The sequence below is a fragment of the Entomomonas sp. E2T0 genome (assembly GCF_025985425.1).
In the GTDB taxonomy this organism is placed as follows: Bacteria; Pseudomonadota; Gammaproteobacteria; order Pseudomonadales; family Pseudomonadaceae; genus Entomomonas.
In genome coordinates this window covers 444759-469962 of the sequence record NZ_CP094972.1, presented here as the reverse complement: position 1 = coordinate 469962, position 25204 = coordinate 444759, and the positions used below count along the sequence as shown (strand labels likewise).

The 25204-nt window shown below is 38.7% G+C and carries 17 protein-coding genes, 2 tRNA genes and 3 rRNA genes; 10 read left to right on the top strand and 12 right to left on the bottom strand.

Features of this window, described 5'->3' with window-relative positions; translation table 11 throughout:
* Window positions 1–12 precede the first annotated feature (12 nt).
* Entirely contained in the window at window positions 13–300 is a 288-nt protein-coding gene (locus MTZ49_RS02295; RefSeq protein ID WP_264746792.1) for a hypothetical protein, read from the top strand.
* Window positions 301–540: a tyrosine-protein phosphatase gene (locus MTZ49_RS02290; protein ID WP_319804749.1), complete on the top strand. Its 240-nt coding sequence runs from the start codon at window positions 301–303 to the stop codon at window positions 538–540.
* Here MTZ49_RS02290 and trkA read toward each other — a convergent pair.
* The gene (gene trkA / locus MTZ49_RS02285; protein ID WP_264746791.1) at window positions 537–1910 is read right to left on the bottom strand and encodes a Trk system potassium transporter TrkA; all 1374 of its coding nucleotides are present in this window, start codon (window positions 1908–1910) and stop codon (window positions 537–539) included. The two genes, MTZ49_RS02290 and trkA, sit on opposite strands and share 4 nt — an antisense overlap.
* 465 nt (window positions 1911–2375) lie before the next feature.
* Here trkA and MTZ49_RS02280 point away from each other — a divergent pair.
* From MTZ49_RS02280 to rrf, 5 genes are all read left to right on the top strand, one after another.
* A 16S ribosomal RNA gene (locus MTZ49_RS02280) occupies window positions 2376–3901 on the top strand.
* A gap of 93 nt (window positions 3902–3994) precedes the next feature.
* Window positions 3995–4071 (top strand) — tRNA-Ile (locus MTZ49_RS02275).
* Window positions 4072–4078: 7 nt separating this feature from the next.
* A tRNA-Ala gene (locus MTZ49_RS02270) sits at window positions 4079–4154 on the top strand.
* Window positions 4155–4399: 245 nt separating this feature from the next.
* Window positions 4400–7305 (top strand): 23S ribosomal RNA (locus MTZ49_RS02265).
* 182 nt (window positions 7306–7487) lie between these two features.
* Window positions 7488–7603 (top strand): 5S ribosomal RNA (rrf, locus tag MTZ49_RS02260).
* Together the 16S, 23S and 5S rRNA genes with 2 tRNA genes alongside form the textbook arrangement of a ribosomal RNA operon.
* 122 nt (window positions 7604–7725) lie before the next feature.
* Here rrf and MTZ49_RS02255 read toward each other — a convergent pair.
* From MTZ49_RS02255 to MTZ49_RS02230, 6 genes are all read right to left on the bottom strand, one after another.
* Complete coding sequence (locus tag MTZ49_RS02255) at window positions 7726–8454, bottom strand: amino acid ABC transporter ATP-binding protein (RefSeq protein WP_264746790.1); 729 nt, start codon at window positions 8452–8454, stop codon at window positions 7726–7728.
* Entirely contained in the window at window positions 8451–9143 is a 693-nt protein-coding gene (locus MTZ49_RS02250; protein ID WP_264746789.1) for an ABC transporter permease subunit, read from the bottom strand. Before MTZ49_RS02250 ends, MTZ49_RS02255 begins: the two co-directional genes overlap by 4 nt.
* Entirely contained in the window at window positions 9143–9886 is a 744-nt protein-coding gene (locus MTZ49_RS02245; protein ID WP_201093798.1) for an amino acid ABC transporter permease, read from the bottom strand. Before MTZ49_RS02245 ends, MTZ49_RS02250 begins: the two co-directional genes overlap by 1 nt.
* Window positions 9887–9949: 63 nt before the next feature.
* Window positions 9950–10846 (bottom strand): glutamate/aspartate ABC transporter substrate-binding protein, encoded by an 897-nt coding sequence (locus MTZ49_RS02240; RefSeq protein WP_264746788.1) that lies wholly within the window; start codon window positions 10844–10846, stop codon window positions 9950–9952.
* Between the two features lie 231 nt (window positions 10847–11077).
* The gene (locus MTZ49_RS02235; protein WP_413774183.1) at window positions 11078–13075 is read right to left on the bottom strand and encodes a TonB-dependent copper receptor; all 1998 of its coding nucleotides are present in this window, start codon (window positions 13073–13075) and stop codon (window positions 11078–11080) included.
* 117 nt (window positions 13076–13192) lie between these two features.
* Window positions 13193–13606 (bottom strand): DUF2946 domain-containing protein, encoded by a 414-nt coding sequence (locus MTZ49_RS02230; protein WP_264746786.1) that lies wholly within the window; start codon window positions 13604–13606, stop codon window positions 13193–13195.
* Window positions 13607–13960: 354 nt separating this feature from the next.
* Here MTZ49_RS02230 and leuA point away from each other — a divergent pair, with 354 nt between their 5' ends.
* The gene (gene leuA / locus MTZ49_RS02225; protein ID WP_264746785.1) at window positions 13961–15631 is read left to right on the top strand and encodes a 2-isopropylmalate synthase; all 1671 of its coding nucleotides are present in this window, start codon (window positions 13961–13963) and stop codon (window positions 15629–15631) included.
* A gap of 32 nt (window positions 15632–15663) precedes the next feature.
* Here leuA and MTZ49_RS02220 read toward each other — a convergent pair whose 3' ends face one another.
* Window positions 15664–16158: a hypothetical protein gene (locus tag MTZ49_RS02220; protein ID WP_264746784.1), complete on the bottom strand. Its 495-nt coding sequence runs from the start codon at window positions 16156–16158 to the stop codon at window positions 15664–15666.
* A 91-nt stretch (window positions 16159–16249) separates the two neighbouring features.
* Complete coding sequence (locus MTZ49_RS02215) at window positions 16250–16699, bottom strand: GNAT family N-acetyltransferase (RefSeq protein WP_264746783.1); 450 nt, start codon at window positions 16697–16699, stop codon at window positions 16250–16252.
* 192 nt (window positions 16700–16891) lie between these two features.
* Here MTZ49_RS02215 and MTZ49_RS02210 point away from each other — a divergent pair, with 192 nt between their 5' ends.
* Together MTZ49_RS02210 and MTZ49_RS02205 are read left to right on the top strand one after the other, a co-directional pair.
* Window positions 16892–18241, top strand: coding sequence for an amino acid permease (locus tag MTZ49_RS02210; protein ID WP_264746782.1), 1350 nt, complete (start codon window positions 16892–16894; stop codon window positions 18239–18241).
* A 52-nt stretch (window positions 18242–18293) separates the two neighbouring features.
* Window positions 18294–18848, top strand: coding sequence for a hypothetical protein (locus MTZ49_RS02205; protein ID WP_264746781.1), 555 nt, complete (start codon window positions 18294–18296; stop codon window positions 18846–18848).
* Between the two features lie 32 nt (window positions 18849–18880).
* Here the strand turns inward: MTZ49_RS02205 and recD are convergent, their stop codons facing one another.
* The 3 genes from recD to MTZ49_RS02190 all read right to left on the bottom strand — a co-directional run bounded on the left by recD (window position 18881) and on the right by MTZ49_RS02190 (window position 24968).
* The gene (recD, locus tag MTZ49_RS02200; RefSeq protein ID WP_264746780.1) at window positions 18881–20914 is read right to left on the bottom strand and encodes an exodeoxyribonuclease V subunit alpha; all 2034 of its coding nucleotides are present in this window, start codon (window positions 20912–20914) and stop codon (window positions 18881–18883) included.
* On the bottom strand, window positions 20911–24564 hold the full coding sequence (gene recB, locus MTZ49_RS02195) for an exodeoxyribonuclease V subunit beta (RefSeq protein WP_264746779.1): 3654 nt from the start codon (window positions 24562–24564) through the stop codon (window positions 20911–20913). The genes recD and recB overlap by 4 nt, the downstream gene beginning before the upstream one ends.
* 95 nt (window positions 24565–24659) lie before the next feature.
* Complete coding sequence (locus tag MTZ49_RS02190) at window positions 24660–24968, bottom strand: antibiotic biosynthesis monooxygenase family protein (RefSeq protein ID WP_264746778.1); 309 nt, start codon at window positions 24966–24968, stop codon at window positions 24660–24662.
* Window positions 24969–25204: the final 236 nt, after the last annotated feature.

Below are 25204 nucleotides of genomic sequence, written 5' to 3'. Positions count from 1 at the left end.
TGGAAAATATCTGTGGTTAATTTTAGAGATGTGGGAGAGTTTGTTAATTTATTAGCAGAGCAGGAGTTAATGAGGAGGAAGTGCTTATATAGAGGTGGTAAAATCACTTACCTTGAAAATCTTGATCAAATCGAAACCCCAAAAACAATTATTAATTTGAGAAAAGGGCAAGATCCATATTTTTCTAATATTAAAATGCTACAAATAGCAACAGATAATCAATTGGAGGTTTATAAGACATCGGATAATAAGGTTCGACGTTGGTTAAATGAAGTGATGATGTGTTTTCAAAATAGTTAAATAGACTTTCCTATATTTATTCATTGTACTTCAGGTAAAGATAGAACAGGCATTGTTATTGCAGCATTATTAACTTTGTTAGATATTCCTCAGGATATAATCATTGAAGAATATCTACTAAGTGAGGGAGAGGTAAAGCGTGATTGGATAGAACAAGCCTTAAATGGTATTGGTGATACAAAAAAGTACTTTAATAAAATTTGTAGTAGCACTATAAAGAAACAGTTTTTAGCTATTTAAAAAAAGCCAATACTTACCTCAAATAAGCGCTCGACATCACGAATATATTTTTTATCTACTACAAATAAAATAATATGATCCTCTGATTGGATCAACGTATCATCATGTGCAATAATTACCTCATCACCACGTACAATTGCACCAATAGTTGTTCCTGGCGGTAATCCTACACGTTCAACAGTTCTACCTACTACTTTACTTGATTTTTCATCACCATGAGCGATAGCTTCAATAGCCTCAGCAACCCCCTGATGTAACGAGTGTACACTTACCATATCACCGCGTCTAACATGAGTTAATAAACTACCAATAGTAATATTTTGTGGGCTGATAGCAATATCAATAGTATTTGCTTGAATAAGTTTTACATAAGCAGGGTTATTAACAATAGTCATCACCTTTTTAGCACCTAACTGCTTAGCTAATAATGAAGACATAATATTGGCCTCATCATCATTCGTTAATGCTAAAAATACATCTGCTTCTGCTATGTTTTCTTCAACTAATAGTTCTTTATCAGAAGCACTACCTTGTAACACAATACTGGTATCTAGCTTTTCAGAGAGCTCCCTACAACGAACAGTATTGTGTTCAATAATTTTTACCTGATAACGTGTTTCTATTGCTTCAGCTAGCCGTTCACCAATATTCCCACCCCCCGCAATTACAATTCGTCTATTGGCAGATTCGGCACGTCTTAACAAATTAATAATAGAACGTACATTATTTTTAGCAGTAATAAAAAAGACAATATCATCTACCTCAATAATTGTTTCTCCATTAGGTAGAATAGGATGATCATGTCTATAAATAGCTACTATACGAGCATCAATATTAGGTAAAAGGGTTTTAATCTGCTGTATCTGTTGACCAATTAAGTTACCACCATAATAAGCCTTAACCGCTACTAACTGTGCTTTCCCTTCTGCGAAGTCAATAACTTGGAATGCACCAGGGTATTCAATAAGTCGTTTAATATAATTAGTCACCAACTGTTCAGGGCTAATAATTACATCAACAGGAATAGCTTCATCAGCAAATAACTCATCCCTACTTAAATAAGCAGAATTGCGAATACGTGCAATACGAGTAGGGGTGTGAAATAGTGTATAAGCAACCTGACAGGCAGTCATATTAACTTCATCAGAATTAGTAACGGCTACCAATAAATCAGCATCGTCTGCACCCGCTTGTCGTAATACCGTTGGAAATGAAGCCATACCTTTAATTGTACGAATATCTAAACGATCGCCTAAATCACGTAAGCGCTCAGTATCTAGATCTACTACAGTAATATCATTTGCTTCACTGGCTAAGTGTTCAGCAAGTGTGCCGCCTACTTGGCCAGCTCCAAGAATAATAATCTTCATTTATTTATCAATAAATAGTGAAAGTTTAAAAGATAAAAGAAATAATACACGTTTATAACCATAATATATATGGCTATATAACAATAGCTATTCTTTACAATTAAATATTCTTAAATAGATTGTTTAACTTCCGATGCTTATATAGATAGTATTTAGAACAAGGCATTAAAATTTATTTAATCAAAGAAAATAAGTTAGTGTTTGCAGCGTGTTAAAAGGGTAGATTAAAAATAAACAAAAAAAGTAGTTGACGGGTTTTGTTGATCGCGTATAATGCGCGTCCTCGATAGGCAGTAAGCAAAAAGTTGGTTACCAAACTATCACTGTTCTTTAACAATATAAATCAAGTAAATCGTGTGGGTGTTTGTAGTACTGGTAAGAAATATCAGTAATATAAACAACTCGTCATAGATTGAGTTTTTAGATTACTGAGCCGTTTTAGAACCTTATGGTTCAAAAGATTTTAAACTGAAGAGTTTGATCATGGCTCAGATTGAACGCTGGCGGCAGGCCTAACACATGCAAGTCGGGCGGTAACAGGTCTTTCGGGATGCTGACGAGCGGCGGACGGGTGAGTAAAGTCTAGGAATCTGCCCAGTAGTGGGGGACAACGCGGGGAAACTCGCGCTAATACCGCATACGCCCTACGGGGGAAAGGTGCTTTATTGTACCGCTATTGGATGAGCCTAGATCAGATTAGCTAGTTGGTGGGGTAAAGGCCCACCAAGGCGACGATCTGTAGCTGGTCTGAGAGGATGATCAGCCACACTGGGACTGAGACACGGCCCAGACTCCTACGGGAGGCAGCAGTGGGGAATATTGGACAATGGGGGAAACCCTGATCCAGCCATGCCGCGTGTGTGAAGAAGGTCTTCGGATTGTAAAGCACTTTAAGTTGGGAGGAAGGGGTGAAGTAACGACTCACCTTTGACGTTACCAACAGAATAAGCACCGGCTAACTTCGTGCCAGCAGCCGCGGTAATACGAAGGGTGCAAGCGTTAATCGGAATAACTGGGCGTAAAGCGCGCGTAGGTGGTTTGTCAAGTTGGATGTGAAATCCCCGGGCTCAACCTGGGAACTGCATCCAAAACTGACTGACTAGAGTACAGTAGAGGTTAGTGGAATTTCCTGTGTAGCGGTGAAATGCGTAGATATAGGAAGGAACACCAGTGGCGAAGGCGACTAACTGGACTGATACTGACACTGAGGTGCGAAAGCGTGGGGAGCAAACAGGATTAGATACCCTGGTAGTCCACGCTGTAAACGATGTCAACTAGCCGTTGGGACCCTTGAGGTTTTAGTGGCGCAGCTAACGCAATAAGTTGACCGCCTGGGGAGTACGGTCGCAAGATTAAAACTCAAATGAATTGACGGGGGCCCGCACAAGCGGTGGAGCATGTGGTTTAATTCGACGCAACGCGAAGAACCTTACCTGGCCTTGACATGTCCGGAATCCTACAGAGATGTGGGAGTGCCTTCGGGAATCGGAACACAGGTGCTGCATGGCTGTCGTCAGCTCGTGTCGTGAGATGTTGGGTTAAGTCCCGTAACGAGCGCAACCCTTATCCTTAGTTACCAGCACGTAAAGGTGGGCACTTTAAGGAGACTGCCGGTGACAAACCGGAGGAAGGTGGGGATGACGTCAAGTCATCATGGCCCTTACGGCCAGGGCTACACACGTGCTACAATGGTTGGTACAGAGGGTTGCCAAGCTGTGAAGCGGAGCTAATCTCAGAAAACCAATCGTAGTCCGGATTGAAGTCTGCAACTCGACTTCATGAAGTCGGAATCGCTAGTAATCGCGAATCAGAATGTCGCGGTGAATACGTTCCCGGGCCTTGTACACACCGCCCGTCACACCATGGGAGTGGGTTGCTCCAGAAGTAGCTAGGCTAACCTCGTGAGGCCGGTTACCACGGAGTGATTCATGACTGGGGTGAAGTCGTAACAAGGTAGCCGTAGGGGAACCTGCGGCTGGATCACCTCCTTAAACGAAAGCTGGTACTACAAGTACCCACACGAATTACTTGATTTATAATTGCAAAGAACGAATTGGGCGGATGCCTAAAAAGTTAACAGATTAGGGTCTGTAGCTCAGCTGGTTAGAGCACACGCTTGATAAGCGTGGGGTCGTAGGTTCAAGTCCTACCAGACCCACCAATTAAATGGGGCCATAGCTCAGCTGGGAGAGCGCCTGCCTTGCACGCAGGAGGTCAGGAGTTCGATCCTCCTTGGCTCCACCAGATAATAATCAAAAGAAGCTAGAAGCTAATTCTTTTAAGCAAAGAGAATTACCTTCTAACTTTTAAAGTTAGACTGTTCTTTAACAAATTAGATATGCAAAGAAGTAAAGATTAATTAGTAATTACTGGTCTAATTACTAATGCTGAGGTGAAAATATTGCGAACTCAAGCGCAAATTTTCGGCGAAACAAATGTCGATTCTTTGGTTGTGTAGCTTTAGATTACTAGATAATTTAGGGTTATATAGTCAAGTGAATAAGCGCATACGGTGGATGCCTTGGCAGTCAGAGGCGATGAAAGACGTGATACCTGCGAAAAGTTACGGGGAGCTGGGTACAAAGCATTGATCCGTAAATGTCTGAATGGGGAAACCCAACTGAGAGAACCTCAGTTATCCAGTACTGAATACATAGGTACTGAGAAGCGAACCAGGGGAACTGAAACATCTAAGTACCCTGAGGAAAAGAAATCAACCGAGATACCCCAAGTAGTGGCGAGCGAACGGGGTGCAGCCAGTGTTCAGAAGCATATGTATTAGTGGAATGGTCATGGGAAAGCCAATCATAGAGGGTGATAATCCCGTACACGAAAATACGCATGTGGATCTAAGTACACAAAAAGTAGGTCGGGGCACGAGAAACCTTGACTGAAGACGGGGGGACCATCCTCCAAGGCTAAATACTACTGACTGACCGATAGTGAACCAGTACCGTGAGGGAAAGGCGAAAAGAACCCCGAGTAGGGGAGTGAAATAGAACCTGAAACCGTATGCGTACAAGCAGTGGGAGCGGACTTGTTCCGTGACTGCGTACCTTTTGTATAATGGGTCAGCGACTTATATACAGTAGCAAGCTTAACCGAATAGGGGAGGCGTAGCGAAAGCGAGTCTTAATAGGGCGCCTAGTTGCTGTGTATAGACCCGAAACCAAGCGATCTATCCATGGGCAGGTTGAAGGTTAGGTAACACTGACTGGAGGACCGAACCGACTACCGTTGAAAAGTTAGCGGATGACCTGTGGATCGGAGTGAAAGGCTAATCAAGCTTGGAGATAGCTGGTTCTCCTCGAAAGCTATTTAGGTAGCGCCTCATGTATAACTTCTGGGGGTAGAGCACTGTTTCGGCTAGGGGGTCATCCCGACTTACCAACCCGATGCAAACTCCGAATACCAGAAAGTTCTAGCATGGGAGACACACGGCGGGTGCTAACGTCCGTCGTGAAAAGGGAAACAACCCAGACCGTCAGCTAAGGTCCCAAAATTTTGGTTAAGTGGGAAACGATGTGGGAAGGCATAGACAGCTAGGAGGTTGGCTTAGAAGCAGCCATCCTTTAAAGAAAGCGTAATAGCTCACTAGTCGAGTCGGCCTGCGCGGAAGATGTAACGGGGCTCAAACCAAATACCGAAGCTACGGGTTCACGTTTTACGTGAGCGGTAGAGGAGCGTTGTGTACGCCTGTGAAGGTCAATTGAGAAGTTGGCTGGAGGTATCACAAGTGCGAATGCTGACATGAGTAACGACAATGGGTGTGAAAAACATCCACGCCGAAAGACCAAGGTTTCCTGCGATACGTTAATCGAAGCAGGGTTAGTCGGCCCCTAAGGCGAGGCTGAAAAGCGTAGTCGATGGGAAATAGGTTAATATTCCTATACTTCTAATAACAGTGATGGAGGGACGGAGTAGGCTAAATCAGAGTGGCGTTGGTTGTCCACTTGAAAGGCTGTAGGTAGATCTCTTAGGCAAATCCGGGAGATTATTACTGAGAACTGATGACGATTCATTTATCTTAAATGGAAAGTGATTGATGCCATGCTTCCAAGAAAAGCTTCTAAACTTATGTTATTAGGAACCGTACCCCAAACCGACACAGGTGGTCAGGTAGAGAATACCAAGGCGCTTGAGAGAACTCGGGTGAAGGAACTAGGCAAAATGGCACCGTAACTTCGGGAGAAGGTGCGCTGGTGGTAAGTGAAGTTCCTCGCGAATGGAGCTGAAGCCAGTCGAAGATACCAGGCCGCTGCAACTGTTTATTAAAAACACAGCACTCTGCAAACACGAAAGTGGACGTATAGGGTGTGACGCCTGCCCGGTGCCGGAAGGTTAATTGATGGGGTTAGCTTAGGCGAAGCTCTTGATCGAAGCCCCGGTAAACGGCGGCCGTAACTATAACGGTCCTAAGGTAGCGAAATTCCTTGTCGGGTAAGTTCCGACCTGCACGAATGGCGTAATGATGGCGGCGCTGTCTCCACCCGAGACTCAGTGAAATTGAAATCGCTGTGAAGATGCAGTGTATCCGCGGCTAGACGGAAAGACCCCGTGAACCTTTACTGTAGCTTTGCACTGGACTTTGAACCTGTTTGTGTAGGATAGGTGGGAGGCTTTGAAGTTAGGACGCTAGTTCTAATGGAGCCAACCTTGAAATACCACCCTGACATGTTTGAGGTTCTAACTCTGACCCGTTATCCGGGTTGAGGACAGTGTATGGTGGGCAGTTTGACTGGGGCGGTCTCCTCCTAAAGAGTAACGGAGGAGTACGAAGGTGCGCTCGGCGTGGTCGGAAATCACGCTAAGAGTATAAAGGCAAAAGCGCGCTTGACTGCGAGACAGACAAGTCGAGCAGGTACGAAAGTAGGTCTTAGTGATCCGGTGGTTCTGTATGGAAGGGCCATCGCTCAACGGATAAAAGGTACTCCGGGGATAACAGGCTGATACCGCCCAAGAGTTCATATCGACGGCGGTGTTTGGCACCTCGATGTCGGCTCATCACATCCTGGGGCTGAAGCCGGTCCCAAGGGTATGGCTGTTCGCCATTTAAAGTGGTACGCGAGCTGGGTTTAGAACGTCGTGAGACAGTTCGGTCCCTATCTGCCGTGGACGTTTGAGATTTGAGAGGGGCTGCTCCTAGTACGAGAGGACCGGAGTGGACGAACCTCTGGTGTTCCGGTTGTCACGCCAGTGGCATTGCCGGGTAGCTATGTTCGGAAGAGATAACCGCTGAAAGCATCTAAGCGGGAAACTTGCCTCAAGATGAGATCTCACTGGGGATTTAATCCCCCTAAAGGGCCGTTGAAGACTACAACGTTGATAGGTTGGGTGTGTAAGCGTAGTGATACGTTGAGCTAACCAATACTAATTGCCCGAGAGGCTTGACTATATAACCCCAAGTTATTTAGTTAACCAAAGAAAGACAAGCAAAAGTCGAAAGTGAGCAAATGAGTTCGTTTGCCAAAGCGTAGACTAGACTGAAATAATGATTAATCTTTACAGCATACAAAAGCATATCTGATTTGGGTGATGGGGTAAGATAACCAAGAACCTTCTCACCATAAAGAATTGCTTGAGGAAAATAGAGCGTTGGAACCACCTGAATCCTTCTCGAACTCAGTAGTGAAACGACGTATCGCCAATGGTAGTGTGGGGTCTCCCCATGTGAGAGTAGGTCATCCTCAAGCTCCTAATACAAGCCCCTGACTATAAACAGCAGGGGCTTTTTTATTGTGCAATGAATAATATATAAGTGAATTACAGAGTTGTCCTTCAAGTTGTAAGTAACATTGAAGGACTATAGAGTTATTTAATGGCACAGAATATTTTCTAGAAATTGTTTCGCTCGATTTGTTGAGGGGGCATTAAAAAATTGTTCTTTGGGTCTATCTTCTAAAATTTGGCCTTGATCCATAAAAATAACTCGATTAGCTACTTTTTTGGCAAATCCCATTTCGTGGGTTACTACTAGCATGGTCATACCTTCTTCTGCTAGTTCTACCATTACATCAAGTACTTCATTAATCATTTCTGGATCTAGGGCAGAAGTGGGTTCATCAAATAGCATACAGATAGGATCCATACATAAGGCTCTGGCAATGGCTACTCGTTGTTGTTGACCACCTGATAGTTGACTAGGGTATTTGTTGGCATGATCTTTTAGCCCTACCCTTGTTAGCAGAGAATTTGCTTTATTGAGTGCCTGTTGTTTAGTGCGTTTAAGTATTTTTATTTGTGGTGTAATAAGATTTTCGATAATGGTCATATGGGGGAATAGTTCAAAGTGTTGGAATACCATACCTACTTTGGAACGAAGCTTGGGTAAGTTGGTTTGAGGATCGTTAACTTTGATATTGTCGATAACTATTTCACCTGTTTGTATTTCTTCTAAAGCATTGATAGTTTTTATAAAAGTTGATTTGCCTGAGCCAGAAGGGCCGCAGATAACTACAACTTCACCTTTTTTAACGTCTGTTGAGCAGTCTTTGAGCACGTGAAAATTGCCATAGTATTTATTTATATTGTTAACGGTTATCATGATAGTCTCACTTTTCTACTTAGGCGTCTTACTAGTTTTGACGTAATAAAACAAATAATAAAATATACAAATCCGGCAAAGAGAATTAATTCTACTAATCTGCCATCACGATCTCCTACTTTATAGGCTGTGCTGAAAAAGTCGGATAAGCCAATTACATAAACCAGTGATGTATCTTGGAAGAGGATAATTGCTTGGGTTAGTAGGATGGGGATCATTTTGCGAAAGGCTTGGGGTAGAACAACTATTCGCATAGTTTGGAGTTTGGTAAAGCCTAGTGCATAGCTAGCATTGATTTGACCCTTAGAGATACTTTGAATACCTGAACGTATAATTTCTGAGTAGAAGGCGGCTTCAAATAGGGTAAAACCGATTAGTGCAGAAAGAAAGCGGATATCTAGTGTAGGGTCATCTAGTAAGTTTCTTAGTAAACCAGGAACAATCAGGTAGAACCAGAGTAGTACCATAATCAGTGGAATAGAGCGAAACAGGTTAACATAACCTTTTGCTAGTAATGCTATGCTTTTTCCTAGAAAGGTTTTGCTGTCGTTTAAGCGAGCTAAAGCCAATAGTGTGCCTAAAATAATACCTGTAATAATGGCAACACCTGTAATTTCTAAGGTAGTTATCATTCCTTTTAATAGTAGATGGCGAGCATCGTATATTACATTCCAATCAAACTCGTACATTATTTATCTCCTGTTATATAACCAGGTATTTGTAATTTTTTCTCTAATTTATGCATTAGTAACATAACAATGATGTTGACGAGCATGTAAAGTGCTGTAATTACTATAAAGGCTTCATAAGGTTGTGCTGTGTAATCAACGAGTTGTTGAGCTTGTCGAGATAGTTCGATAAAGCCAATAGTAGTAGCCACTGAGGAGTTTTTAAAAATATTCAGAAACTCTGATGTAAGAGCTGGCATGATAATACGGATAGCTTGGGGGATTCGAACGGTGAAATATATTTGTAAAGTGGTAAATCCCAAAGCTAAACCTGCTGCTGTTTGTCCATCTGGTACAGCTTGAATACCTGTTCTTACTTGTTCGGCAATACGTGCAGAGGTAAATAGGCCTAGGCATATCCAAGCAGTTAGAAACTGGGAATAAAGAGGCGGCATTTGAAACAGAGCATCTCTGGCTGTTTGAGGTAAAAATTCAGGTATAACAAAAAACCAGATAAATAATTGCACCAAAAGAGGGATATCTCTAAATAGTTCAATATAGCCGCTAGCAATACTTGAGATAATAGGATTTTTGACAGTCCGTAAGGTGCCTATAATACCGCCCATTATTAGTGCAAGTATCCAAGCTGTAATGGAAAGTACGATGGTTCCAATTAAGCCTGCAATAATCCAATCAATATAGGTAGCATCGCCTGAAGGAACGCTTTGGAAGAAGACACTCCAATTCCAACTATAATTAGTCATGATGAATTCTCTTATAATAATTATGTTAGGCTTAGTAGAGTTACTAAGCCTATTTAGGTGCTGTTACTCAAAAGGTTTGTCGTTGGGTGCTTTGAAGAGAGCCTGCATTTTTTCTGAGAGTGGGAATTCAAGATTTAAGTTTTTAGGTGGAATAGGTTTATTAAACCATTTATCATAAATAGTATTAATTTCTCCTGAGGTCATCAGTTTTGCGATGGTTTCATCTGCGATAGCTTTAAATTCTGGATCGTCTTTACGTATCATACAACCATAAGCTTCATAAGATTGTGGTTCTCCTACTACTACCCAATCTGAAGGGTTTCTTGCTTTAGCTCTTTCGCCGAATAATAATGCATCATCCATCATAAAGGCTACTGCTCTTCCCGACTGTAACATAAGGAATGCTTCACCATGATCTTTGGCACTAATTATGTTCATATTCATGTCTTTATCATTATCCATTTTTTGTAGAATACGCTCTGAGGTTGTACCTGCAGTAGTAACTACATTTTTACCTGCTAGGTCAGGAAAGTCTTTAATACCTGAGGTGGTTTTAGTCATTAAACGTGTACCAATAATAAAGATAGTATTGGAGAAGCCTACTTGTTGAGCACGTTCTTTATTATGGGTAGTTGAACCACATTCGATATCAATTGAACCATTTTGGAGCAATGTAATACGGTTTGCAGAGGTTACAGGTAGCATTTTTGTTTTTAGGTCTGGAAGGTTGAGTTTAGCTTTAATGGCATCAACTATTTTCATTTCAATTTCTTGTGAATAACCAATCACATTTTGGTTATTGTCATAGTATGAGAAAGGAACAGAGGATTCGCGATGGCCCAGTAATATTGTGTTAGTAGATTTAATCTTATTGAGTGTAGGAGATTCTGCTAAGGCTATGGAGGATAAACCTAATGCAGAGATTGTTAGTACAGCGATGGAAGTTTTGAGTAAACGCATAAAAGCACCTTTTTATATTTCTAAAATTGAGTTGTTGTTATTTTAAATAGGCAAACTTTGTGCCACTATGATTACTATAAAGGGCTTATAAGAGGGCGGTAAACACGACGAAAGTATAGGAAAATACAGCTAATATTATTATTTGTTAGGTTGGGCTATAGTGACGAAATATGTGCAGATTATTGAAAGATAAAAAAGGTTAGTAAGACTATTACTAACCTTTAGGTTTGCTTAGAAATCAAAGCTTAGTTTTGTCCAAACTGTACGACCTGGTTCTGGTATTTGTTGATCAGCAGTAAAACCAAACATATTGGCACCCCCTCTATTTAAGTGTTCCACATAATAGCGATCAAATAAGTTATCAACCCCTGCTGTTAATTTAAAGTTTTTATTTATTTGGTAACCTCCATTAAAGGAGAAAATACCAAAGCCAGAGCTTTTACCAAAGTCTTTACCAATGACATTGCCTTGGTTGGTAGCAACACGGCTTTGTGAGTCAACAATACGCATTAATGCACCTGCTGACCATTTATCATATTGATAGTTAAGACCTAACCGCACTTCTAAAGGGGGAATTTGTGGTAGGGCACGGCCATCGCTACTATTTTTACCCCATGAGTAAGCAAGACTTGCATCTGTTGTCCAACGATCTGTGAGCTTGTAGGCTGCACCTAATTCACCACCCATAATACGGGCATCAACGTTACCTACATTATTAGCAGCACCTTGTTGAGTGAAGATAATATAGTCGCCAACCCAACCTACATAACCAGATGCCCAAGCACTTAAACGATCATTGTTATATTGTAGGCCAAAATCAACTTGTGTTGTTTTCTCTGGTGCTAATTTTTTGAACGCGGTATTTTTATTGGCGCCACTAAATAGCTCCCAATAGTCTGGAAAACGCTGAGTATGACCGATACCTGCGTAAAGGGTAGTTGGTGAGTCTGCTAAGTCATATTCAAAACGCATAAAACCACTAGGAAGGGTTTTGGTTCTTTCTTTACTTATTTGTTCTGCTCTAGCTCGATAGTGATCGATTCTAGCACCTGTAATAAGCCTACTTTGCTCAGAGGTATACCAAGTTAACTCACTAAAAGCACCATAATTACTAATATAGGCGTCTTTAGTCCAACCATCTGTTGTTAACATCATCTGTCTGTTTTTAGATCGATGAGTATCACGTTTGCCATCTATCCCTGTTTGTAATTTGAAATCAGTCCACTCCCAAGTAGCGCTCACTTTACCACCCATAGTTCGGCGATCAGGATTAGACTCCATCCAGTTTGGCGGGGGATTCATATGGCGTAAGCGAAAGTTATCCATCACATGATTAATATAGTTGTAATAGACTTGAGCTTCTACTTTATTTAATACTTCACCTATATTAGATTTTTCAAAACGAACGCCGTAGGATTCTCTTAGAAAGCGAGAGCCATCCATACTTCTATCTGCATAACGGGCTTCGCCATTACCACGACCTGCTGTTAGTTCTAGTAGTGTGTCTTCATCAGGCGTTATACCAAGAGCAAGATCGCCATTCCATTTACTCCATTTGGAGTGGATACGATTATCATTACCATCATGGTAGTCACCTGCTTTGGATTGGTTTCCAGTAAATCGAAGGTAACCATATTGATTACCACCGACCGCATCTAGGTTTTTATCGAAGCGACCATCTGTACCAATTAATACGCTACCACTGATATGTCCACCTAGTTCATGGAAACGATGTGGATCACGTTCGAATAAAATAGTACCTGCAGAGCCTGTTGGTCCCCAAATTACAGTTTGTGGGCCTTTAATTACAGTTATGCGGTCGTAAGTTTCAGGAGAAATATAAGAAGTAGGTGTATCCATTCGTCCACCACAGCCTCCCAGAATTGTTCCTCCATCGGTTAATATATTAAGGCGAGAACCAAACATACCACGGAAAACAGGGTCACCATTAGAGCCGCCTTTGCGCACTACAGAAAAACCAGGAATTGTTTTTAAGTAATCAGCACCATCACTGGCTGGAACGGGTTGTCGGGGTTGTTTAGGGTCTGTTACCACTGTTAATGGGGAAGTTTGAGGCGCAGCAGTTATTACAATGGTATCTAAAGTAATATCTGAATTATTTTTTTGCTTATTTTCATCTGATTCATTTGCGTAGGTAGGTTGGTAACCTAATCCTACAGATAGAATCGAAATAATACATGCTAAATAAGCATGCTTATTGCGAGACATAGCCATAAAACTTAATCCTTCTTTAATTAAAGTAATATCTATCTAGCAAATAACCAATCTTTATCCTTAAGTAAAAGGACTACTTACATTGCTAGATAATAAGTTTTTATAGATGAGTTATATAAATAAAGAAGGAGGAGCGCGGCTTAGAGGGCTATTATAAAGAGGTGAGAATATATCATTGAAATGATAAGGCGTAGTATATTGATGTATAGGTGGAGCCTGTACAATAACAGCTATATAAGTAGTTAGGACAGGTGTGTGTAGTAAATCACAATAACCACATAAGCTCATTTGGTGATGGTTGGTTTGTGGTGTTGAAGTTTGTGATGCTGATTGATCTGAGGATATAGTGTTGTGGTGATTAGAATGATCCATTGTCTCATGTTGAGACATGGTCATAGAGTGGGATGCAACAGAAACCATGGCCAATATTTGCGAGGTAACAGGCCCAATAGTGAGCATTAATACTGCAAATAGACCAAGATAGGCTAGGTAGTGCTGTTTTGCTTTGCGACTAAATAACCGCATAACCCCATTATCCCGATATAATATGTTACATTATAGGTTAATGGCTGCTTTCAACAAGCGACATAATGTAACAGTTATAAAGTTTATTTTATTGCTAGTTAGTTGAGTTATCTTTTTTTAAATTGCTGTATTTTTTATTAAATAGGTTATTCTGCTAAATTTTAAAAGATGTTTGCAATTATATTTTAATTATTTTATGGTATGCGCATGAAAACATATCAAACACTTATACTTTATCGTCAATATTGCTGCCTAAATCTAGTTGCGCAGCGACTTAGTCAGTTCTGCTAAAAATAAAACGAAAACTATTTAAGAACTCTCTTATTTGATAAGTATTTTGAAGGAATTTTAATTATGTCTATGCAACAAGTACCAGCTCATAAATATCGTGCTTTTCCTATGGTCGATATTCCAGATCGTACATGGCCATCAAAAACAATTGATAAAGCGCCTGTTTGGAGTAGCTCAGATTTACGTGATGGCAATCAATCATTGATCGAGCCAATGGATGCTGATAAAAAAATGAAATTCTTTAAAACCTTAGTTGATGTAGGTCTTAAAGAAATTGAGGTGGCTTTTCCCTCAGCTTCACAAACAGATTACGATTTTGTGCGTGAGTTAATTGAAAATAATCATATCCCAGATGATGTTTATATTCAGGTATTGACTCAAGCGCGTGAGGAGTTGATTCGCCGTACTTTTGAATCATTACGTGGTGCTAAAAAAGCTATCGTGCATTTCTATGTGGCGGTGTCTCCTTCTTTTCGTCGTATTGTTTTTAAACAAGATAAAGAATCTATTATTCAAACAGCAGTAAACTCAGCTAAATTGTTTAATGAGTTGGCAGCGCAGCAACCAGAAACTGAATGGGTATTTGAGTTTTCACCAGAAACATTCAGTATGGCCGAATTACCATTTTCTGTAGAAATTTGTAATGCAGTGTTGGACGTTTGGAAACCTACACCTGAGAAAAAAGTTATTTTGAATTTACCTGCAACCGTAGAAAGCTCTATGCCGAATGTATATGCAGATCAAATAGAGTGGTTCTGTCGCCATGTGAATCATCGTGATAGTGTATTAGTAAGTGTGCATTGCCATAATGACCGTGGTACAGGTATTGCTGCTACTGAGTTAGGTTTATTAGCTGGCGCTGACCGTGTGGAAGGTTGCTTGTTTGGTAATGGTGAGCGTACAGGTAATGTGGATATTGTTACTTTAGCTTTAAATATGTATACGCAAGGTGTTGATCCTAAATTAGACTTTTCTGATATTGATGCTGTACGTAAAGTGGTGGAAGAGTGTAATCAAATTGCAGTGCATCCACGTCATCCTTATGTGGGAGACTTAGTACATACTGCATTCTCTGGTTCGCATCAAGATGCTATTCGTAAAGGTTTTGCTGCGCAAACTGAAGATATCTATTGGGAGGTGCCTTACTTACCGATTGACCCAAGTGATATTGGTCGTAGCTATGACGCAGTCATTCGTGTTAATAGTCAATCAGGTAAGGGTGGTATTACTTACTTATTGGAGCAAGAGTATGGTATTAGCTTACCGCGTCGTATGCAGATCGAGTTTAGCCAAGTAGTACAAAAAGAAACTGATCGTTTAGGGTTAGAAATGACGGCTAAACAGATCCACAGTTTGTTAGATACTGAATATTTACAAGCAAATCAACCATTTCAATTAGTAAAACATCGCCTCCAAGAAGAGAATGATGTTAGTACTGTAGATTTAGAAGTTAATGTAGGTGGTAAAGTTGAACATTGGCAAGGTTCTGGTAAAGGGCCATTAGAAGCAGTAGTTTCAGCCTTACCTGTTAAAGTAGAAATTATGGATTACAATGAGCATGCTATTGGTGCAGGCAGTACAGCTAATGCTGCCGCTTATATTGAAATTCGTATGGAAGGACAACGTCCATTACATGGTATAGGTATTAATGAAAATATAACTACTGCTAGTTTCCATGCGTTATTTAGTGCAGTTAATCGTGCTATGCAAATAGCTAATGGAAAAGCTGCATAACAGTTATTAAATAGGCAAGGCTAATCCCTTGCCTATTGTTTATTTGCTTCTTCTTTTACTTTTCTTTTTTCTTCATTAATATATTTCATTACATCACCAATGGGGTTGGATGATTTATTTAATCCTTTGACACAACAGTATATTTTTTTACCGTAGATAGAATTAGTTTTTAATTCAATTATGGCATCATATACGCTAACTCTTGTTAAAGCTGGAGTGCCTGAGGAAAATAAGCCAACTTTATATATATTTCTTATATTTCTTATATTTCTTATATTTGTTATAGGCGTAGTAATTTCACCCTTTTTACCTATGATTATTAGGTTGCCATTTTCAATATATATTTCTTTAATTCTAAAGTAAGTAAATAGTAAGTAACTACAGATAAAAATATGAATTATAAGAGCAGTAATTATATCTATATCACCATCATAGTAAAAAAGTAAAGGAAGGGCGAAACAAGCACAAATCATTATCAATTTATGATGAAGATATTCTTTTTTAGTTAGAAAGTAGCTTCCATCCATATTTATAGTCTTCTTCTTATATATTTATCAAATATTAGCATATTTCATTACTTTCTTTAATTAATATAGCATTTGATTTTCTGGTTTAGGATTAACTTTTTAAAACCATTTTTATATGAGGAATACCATCCTCATAATACATGTCTCCCTCAGCTATAAAACCAAAAGAACCATAAAATTGTTGCAAATGGGCTTGGGCTGATAGATAAATAGGTAATGTACCTGACCAGTGCTGTTTACAAGCATGTAGTGCTTTTTCTAGAAGTCGGTTGCCTAAACCAGCACCTCGTGCAGCAGGCGCTGTGATCACTCTACCTATAGATAATTGAGTATCAGTTGCTAGTATTCTAGCATAAGCCACTAGTTGATTAGCTTGCCATGCCATTATATGTCTGTTTTCACTCATTAAGTCTTGGCCATCAATATCCTGATAAACACAATTTTGTTCTACAATAAATACTTCGTTACGTAATTTTAATAGTTGATAAAGTTGTTCAGTAGTTAATTGGGAATGGTGCAGATCTTGCCAGATAATTTGCATAATAATATGTTCTTAAGTATTTAGTTAAACTATAAAATTGATCTAAAGCTAAATTAGAAGATAGAAAATAAAATGATAGCTAAGAGTATTAATCATATTAATGGTATTATTACAAATTTTTAGCAAAGTGTTCATTAAATAATTAATGAATACCCTATGATAAAAGTTAAATGAGAATCTAGGAAAACTTGAATGAGTAATTCATCTCAATTAGCACGTGGATTAACTGCCCGTCATATTTTATTTATTGCCCTTGGTTCAGCAATTGGTACTGGCCTATTTTATGGTTCAGCTAAAGCTATTCAGATGGCAGGGCCTGCTGTTTTATTAGCCTATTTTGTAGGTGGTGCAGCCGTATTTATTATGATGCGCGCTTTAGGAGAAATGGCGGTGCGTGATCCTGTTTCAGGATCGTTTAGTCATTATGCTACTAAGTATTTAGGCCCAATGGCGGGCTTTATTACAGGTTGGACTTATACCTTTGAAATGATCGTGGTTTGTATTGCTGATGTTACTGCCTTTGGGATTTATATGAAGCTGTGGTTTCCACATGTTGATCAATGGATATGGGCACTAGCTATTATTTTAGTGATTGGTGGTATTAATCTTTTTCATGTAAAAGCATTTGGTGAAATGGAGTTTTGGCTGTGCTTAATTAAAGTGCTAGCTATCATCGCTATGATTGTAGGTGGTGGTATTTTATTGTTAGTAGGTACTAATTTTGGTTATCCAATAGGTATCAGTAACCTATGGGAGCATGGTGGTTTTATGCCTAATGGCATTGAAGGAGTGATTGCTTCTTTAGCCATTGTCATGTTTGCTTTCGGTGGGGTAGAAGTTATTGGTGTTACTTCTAGTGAAGCAGATAATCCTGAAAAATCTATTCCTAAAGCAATTAATGCAGTACCTTTTAGAATTTTATTCTTCTATGTGTTTACCTTATTTATTTTAATGTCGCTATTTCCTTGGAATGAAATAGGTTTGGCAGGTAGTCCCTTTGTAACTATCTTTGAAAAGTTAGGCATTCCTTATGCTCCCCATATTTTAAATGTGGTGGTGATTGTGGCTGCTGTTTCAGCGATTAATAGTGATATATTTGGTGCTGGTCGTGTTATGTATGGTATGGCACAAAATAAACAAGCACCGAGTGCTTTTTTACGGATTAATAAGAATGGAGTACCTTGGGTAACGGCTATTGTTTTATCTATTACTTTGGGTATTGGTGTTTATCTAAACTATCTAATTCCTAAAAATGTTTTTGTACTTATTGCCTCAATTGCCACTTTTGCTACGGTATGGGTATGGTTAATGATTTTATGTTCTCATCTAATGATGCGCCGTAAAATGACTAGACAAGAAGTAGCCGAATTGAAATTTCCAATACCTTTCTGGCCTATTGCCCCCATTTTAACTACATTATTTATGGTGTTTGTGGTGGTGTTATTGGGCTTCTTTAAAGAGACAAGGATTGCTTTATATGTGGGAGTCGTTTGGGTGGTGTTATTAATTGTAGCTTATTATTTATTTGTGAAAGAGAAATAAAGTTATAGTATATGTATATCTGTAAGTAATTAAATAATGGGAGGAGATTGTTTTGTTAATTGATATATTTCTTCCTAGCTTTCAGTTTTCTGAAAAGCATTGTATAACAATATCCGCTCCTCCAGATATTATTATGGATGTTATCATCAATAATGATCCATCTGCAGATAAGTTAACTAAAATTTTAATGAAAATACGTGAGTTTCCAATGAAACTTTATTCTTTTCATCGAGCAAAAGAAATTAAAGAACCTTTTGGATTTCATAGTTTTCTATTTCTGGGGAGCCAAGAAAGTAAAGAAGTTACTTATGGGCTTATTGGAAAGTTTTGGCAATTTAATTTTGGTTTAGTTTCTGTTTCAACACCATTAGAGTTTCAGCAATTTTCTAACAAAGGGGTTGCTAAATTGGTGATGAATTTTGTAATAACAGAACGAAATGATAATACGTCTATTTTATCAACTGAAACAAGGGTATTTTGTCCTGATAAGAAAATAGTAATGTTATTTTCACCATATTGGTATCTAATAAGACTAGCTAGTGGCTTTATTCGGAGAAGAATACTCTTACAAATTAAGTATATTGCTGAACAAAAAGGATCAAATTGAGTGCTCAATTTTTAAAGTTTGATTATTGGGTACTAAAATTTTAATCCACTTAATCGAACAGTTTGTCTTTTGATAGTTTCATCAAAGATACGTGGTTCGCTTTCGATTAAAGTAAATTTATTACGGGCACGAGTAATAGCAGTATAGAGTAGCTCACGGCTAAGAACAGGGTTTAACTGATCTGGTAGTATTAGGGCAGTATGAGAGAATTCTGAGCCTTGTGATTTATGTACAGTCATAGCAAAAACTGTTTCTGCTGAACTTAAACGGCTTGGTAATACTTCTCGTAAATTTTGAGTGCCATCATTGTAGGGAAATACTACTTTTAATACAGTTTGTTCAGGTGCATTTTCCATGGGAAATGCAAGAGTGATACCTATATCACCATTCATTAAACCTAATGCATAATCGTTGTGGGTCATTAGCACGGGTCGACCTTCATACCAACCCTCAAAATGGGAAATATAACCATGACGATACAACATATAAGCAATAGTTCTATTTAATTCATTAATACCATATTGACCTTCCCGCAATACAGCTAATATTTGAAACTGATTAAATGCAGCTAGTACTTGATTAGCCCATTTTTTCCATACAGGATCATAGACTGGGATAGTTGTATCAGGTCGTTGGTTTTTTAAAACGGCTAAATAATGACTATAACCATCCTGCTTTTCACTTCCAGTTAGAATAAATTTTTCAAAGTTTGGGTCTTTGACTTGGTTGATAGTTAGGTGCCCCAAGTCAGAAAGTGTCTGTTTTAATAGCTGGCGGGTTTGTTTAATATTACCTGTATTTACCCATTTAGCTAACTGGCCAATTCCACTATCACTGGCAAAACGTCGAGAGTGACGTAACATAACAGTCTGTTGTGCTAATGGATTTTGTTCGTTGTTACCTATTTGCAAATGGGTATTAGCTAATTGTTCACCTGTTATTTCAGTTAACCAGCTAAGTGTTTGTGGGCTATATAAACCTAACTCTGCATTTCGGCATAAATCACCCAGTACAGCTCCTGCCTCTACTGAGGCTAATTGGTCTTTGTCACCTAATAAAATTAACCGAGCATGGGTAGGTAATGCTTCTAATAGATGAGCAAAAAGCTCTAAATCAATCATAGAGGCTTCATCAATAATAAGAATATCTAAAGCTAATGGATTGGTTTTATTGTGTATAAAATGGCGGGTATCAGGACGACTACCTAGTAGACGGTGTAAGGTACTTACAGTCACAGGAATATATGCTCTTACATCTTCATCAATGGTTAATGAGGCTACTTGTTTACCAATAGATTCAGTTAAGCGTGCTGCTGCTTTGCCTGTTGGGGCTGCCAGTTGAATATTAAGTGGTTTACCCGCTTTAACAGCAGGTGTTTGTAGTAATGCCAATAATCGAATAACCGTAGTTGTTTTACCAGTACCTGGCCCCCCAGTAATAATACTAAAGGCTGTTCGCGTAGCAATAGCACAGGCAATTTTCTGCCAATCAGGGGAGTCTTTATTATCTTTAAAAAGTTCGTTTAATCTAGTTGATAAATCTTCGGGTATGGCTAGTTGGGTATTTAAACGTTGATTAATATGCGTAGTTAATAATTTCTCGTAGTACCAATAACGCCATAAATACAGTCTACCCTGTTGCCAAACCATAGGGGTTTGCTTTTCACCTTGTGAAGTTAAATCACTATTGATAATGGCTTGTTGCCAATCAGCAAGATTAAGCTGTGCTAATAATTGAACTGGATACCAAGGTTGCTGTTGATAAGTATAACTAAGAGATAAAGATAGTTCTGGATGTTGTAAAGTTAATGCTAAATCTAAACAAACATGACCATGGCTCAATTGATAACTGGTTAATGTAGCAGCTAATAATACACTAGGTTCAGTATTTGGTGATTGTTCTGCTAAGAACGCTGCAAAAGCATGATCTAATGGGCGAAGCCAACCTGCTGTTACCCATAGCTGTAATACCACTAGCATATCTGTAGTAGATGTTAGTGGTCGTAAAGTTAACCATTGCTCAGCTTGATCTAGCTGTTGTTGGCTGATGGGCAGCAATGGATTCATGCTTGCTCCTTAGCTTTATTGCTAAATAGATTATCTAATTTATCAATCAGTTCAAAAGGCACACGCTCATAAAATACACCGCCCGTTGCACTTTGATAACCTCGTAAAAATAGATAGAGTACGCCACCTGTATGTTGCTCATAGTCATAATCAGCTAAACGGGCTTTAAGCTGGCGATGTAGGGCTAATTGATAAAGTACTAGCTGTAAATCGTAACGGTGAGTAAGCATGGCTTCATTCATAGCTGATAGGGTATAGGCTTGGTTATTTTCACCTAGCCAATTAGATTTGTAATCAACAATATAGTAACGGTCATCTTGTGCAAAGGTTAAATCGATAAAGCCTTTAAACATACCATTCAGCATACCTTTTTCTAAAGGTGGGCGAATTTGATTAGGTAAAATATAGCTTTTTACTAATGTATCTAATTGTTCAAGATTAAGCCAATGGCTAGCAAACATAAATTCCATTTCTGAAAGGTAATGGGGGAGTTCTAATAATGAACTGGTTCTATCAACTAACGGTAGTTGCTGTTTGATAAAACCTTGTAACCAGTCTTGTAAAATATCAATCCAATGTTCCCAGCTACGAATATTACAACGCCTTGCAATAAAGTCTCTGCTTTCGGTTGGGTTATTTGCTACTTCAGCAAAACCTTTATTAGCAGCCCAGTCCAGTATGCCATGTAGAAAAGAGCCTGCTAATGCTCCCCGTGGAAAGCCATGAATGTCATTGGTGATTGGTGTATTGGTTGAGAAGCTACTGTTATCATCATCAAATAAGTTTTGATTAGCTGCCGTTTCAGGTACAGCTAAGGTTTCTATTGATTCTTGTTCAATCGTTGTTGCAGCCAAACGTAATGAGCTATAAGACGATATCCACCAAAAGCGCGAAATACTTCTTGCCATTTCTCGTGCTTGTGGTTTTATAACAGTTAACTGTTGTTCATTAAAACGTTGTAGGTTACTTTCTGGTAATACTTGTAGTTGAATACTTGAACAATCTTCAGTAAATTTTTCTAAACAACTTTGTAAATGGCTAGAGTCAGTTAGCGGTGAGCCATTATTTAATAAATAACCAATCGCTGAGTCATGCAATACAGAAGCTTTATTATTGCCATATTTTAAATCAGCTATACCTAACCAACAGTTATATTTAGCCCGTGTTAGTGCTACATATAATAAACGTAAATCTTCGGATAAACGTTCTTTATCTGCTTGATTAATAATTTCAGTATTTCTATGTAAGGAAAGTTGCAAATTACCTTGTTCATCGTGGTAGCGAATAGGTAAAAAATTTCCATTCACTGCTTTAAAAGAACAAATAAAAGGTAAAAATACTAAGGGATATTCTAAGCCTTTAGATTTATGAATAGTAATAACTTTAACCAGTTGCTCATCACTTTCTAAGCGAACAATATATTCATCACTTTGTTTATTATTTTCAGTCAAGCGTTCTGCTAAATAACGTATTAATGCTTGTTCGCCATCTAGCTCGGTAGCAGCTTGTTGTAATAGTTCTGCAAGGTGTAATAGGTTGGTGAGTTTTCTTTCACCTTCTTGGTAATTACTTAATAACCGTTGTGGTAGTTTAAAATCTTGTAAGAAACGACGTAACATGGGAAGTACCCCTTGGGTTCTCCACAATTCTTTATAGAAACGGAATTGTAAAATACGTTGTTCCCAAATATTTTCATTTTGATTGTAGCTGTCTAATTCTTGTAAGGTTAGATCAAGGGTTGCAGTAGCTAAAGCAGCCCTTAATAAGTGTTCATTTTCAGGCTGACCACAGGCTTCTAACCAGAGCAGTAAGTCCTGTGCTTCAAGAGTATCTAATACTGAATCCTTATCAGATAGGTAGACACTACGTACATTACGCGTAGCTAGTGCATCTCGTATTGCTTTAGCTTCTTTACCACTTCGAACAAGGATTGCAATATCAGAAGGACGTAGTGGTAATAAATAATCCTCTTGTTGAAAGCCAGCTTTATTTTGTTGGCCTAGATTTAATAAGCGAACAATTTCACTGGCACAACTTGCTGCAAAATGATTGTAGTATTCAGTTGTGCTAATAGGCGCATCGCTAGGTTGGTACCAAAAATTTAAAGCCGTTTGCTGCTGATTATTAATAACAAAAGCTTCTTTTTTGCCTTGTGCTTTAACAGGGTAAAAAGGTAAAGGATTATGCTGAGCTGTTTTAAAATGGAAAGCGCCTGTCGCATTATGTTGTTCCGCATAATCGAATAAACAGTTAGTGGCAGCTACCATAGCTTGACTAGAGCGATAGTTTGTATCTAGTTGGTGTAAACGTTTTTCAATATGATAGCGGGCTTGTAGATAAGTATAGATGTCTGCACCACGGAAGGCATAAATAGCTTGCTTGGGGTCACCAATTAAAAATAGCCCTACATCCTCTTCTTGTTCTAAATAGATCTTAGACAGAATGCGATATTGGATAGGGTCAGTATCTTGAAACTCATCAACCATAGCCACTGGAAATTGTTGTCGAATAAGTTTAGCTAAGCGGTTACCAGAAGGTCTTTGTAATGCTTCATCTAAGCGAGTTAATAGATCATCAAAGCCAATTTCAGCACGACGTACTTTCTCTTGTTCAAAGCGTTGTTTAACCCACTGTACTGCATGGGTTAACACAGCTAAAGTTGGGTTTGGTAGATTGTTTAATGCTTTAACCAGTTCTGGCATTGCTTCTAATGCAGGGTGATTAGGAGGTGAACCTTGTTTCCAAATTTCAGCAAAGCCTTCTGACGATAGTCGTTCAAACCCTACACCTAGATCAAGTTCTATTTGCTCGTTATCTGTTGCCCATTCTTTAAGCTTATTGCACCAACTATCATAAAAACGTTTTTGTAATTTACGGCCATCTACTTGTTTTTTTGCAACTGCTTCATCACAAATCAATCTAAGTTCTTCTGCCCACTCAGCCCAAGATTTTTTTAACTCAGTAATTGTTTGTTGGCGTAAGTTGAGTTGTTGTTTTAATAGTTCGGCAGGTGGCGTTGTCTGTTCTGGTAAGTCTGCTATTAATAAATCAGTGAGTTGGTTTTGTAAGTTTTTTGGTGTTTGCCAATTTTCTCTTACCCAATCTAAAGCCATACCTGTTAATGGATAACAAAAAATTCGCCAATAGTCACGAATAACACTGGCAAGTAAATCACTATGATCTGGTTCTAAGTGCTGGCGGAATAAATTGCCACTATCGAAGGCATGCTCTTTAAGCATCCGTTGACACCAAGAGTGAATGGTGGATACTGCTGCTTCATCCATCCATTGTGCAGCAATTTCTAATTGTTGGGCACAGGTAGGCCATTCCATTTCTAAATAATCATTACGTAAACTAATCAGTATCTCATCTGGATTGGCTAATTCATTTCGAAAGTAACGAGCAGCTTCTGCTAGGCGTGTACGAATACGATCACGTAGTTCTTGAGTTGCTGCCTCAGTAAAAGTCATTACCAATATTTCAGGTGGTAATAAGGGGCGTCTAAATTTAGTTTTTTCACTCCCATGGCCTAATACTAATCGTAAGTACAGTGTAGATATGGTAAACGTTTTACCTGTTCCAGCACTGGCCTCGATTAGTTGACTTCCTTGTAATGGAAAGTTTAAGGCAAAGGGTAGTTGATTGGTCATTAGTGATTTATAAATAATCAGATAAGGTAGTTGATCATTCTACAAAATTTTACTTGTAAAGGTTGATTTATTTAATAATAATCACTAATCAATCGTTATATAACGGCAGTAAAACATTCTAATTGTGGTGGCCCTAAGTAAATTTCACGCGTACTAGGATCACCTGCATTAGCGTGTGCTTTACGAAAGGCTTCGGAATGAGTCCAGTTTTTAAAAGCTTCTTCTGATTCCCATTCTGCATGTGAAGCAAACAGTGTATAACCATCCTGAGTAGAACCTTGTAGTAGATTAAATTTAACAAATCCAGGCACTTCTTTTAAATGGCTATCACGATTTTGCCAAATATTAATAAAGCGCTGTTCTTCACCCTGTTTAATTTTAAAGCGATTCATAGCTATATACATAATGTTGTATCCTCTTATTTTTAAAAATATTGATTATTGTATTTAGGAAGAAAGAAGTTAGAAAATAATTGATAACTTGAATTTTATCAAAATACTGTTTGAGTAAACATATAATAATTGTCAGCTTATATTATTAATTAAGAGAACGTTAATAAAGGGTTAGTATAATTAGCTTGTTACTGATGATAAGTATTTTAAAAATAGTTTAAATTACTGGTATTATTAGTTTGAGTTTA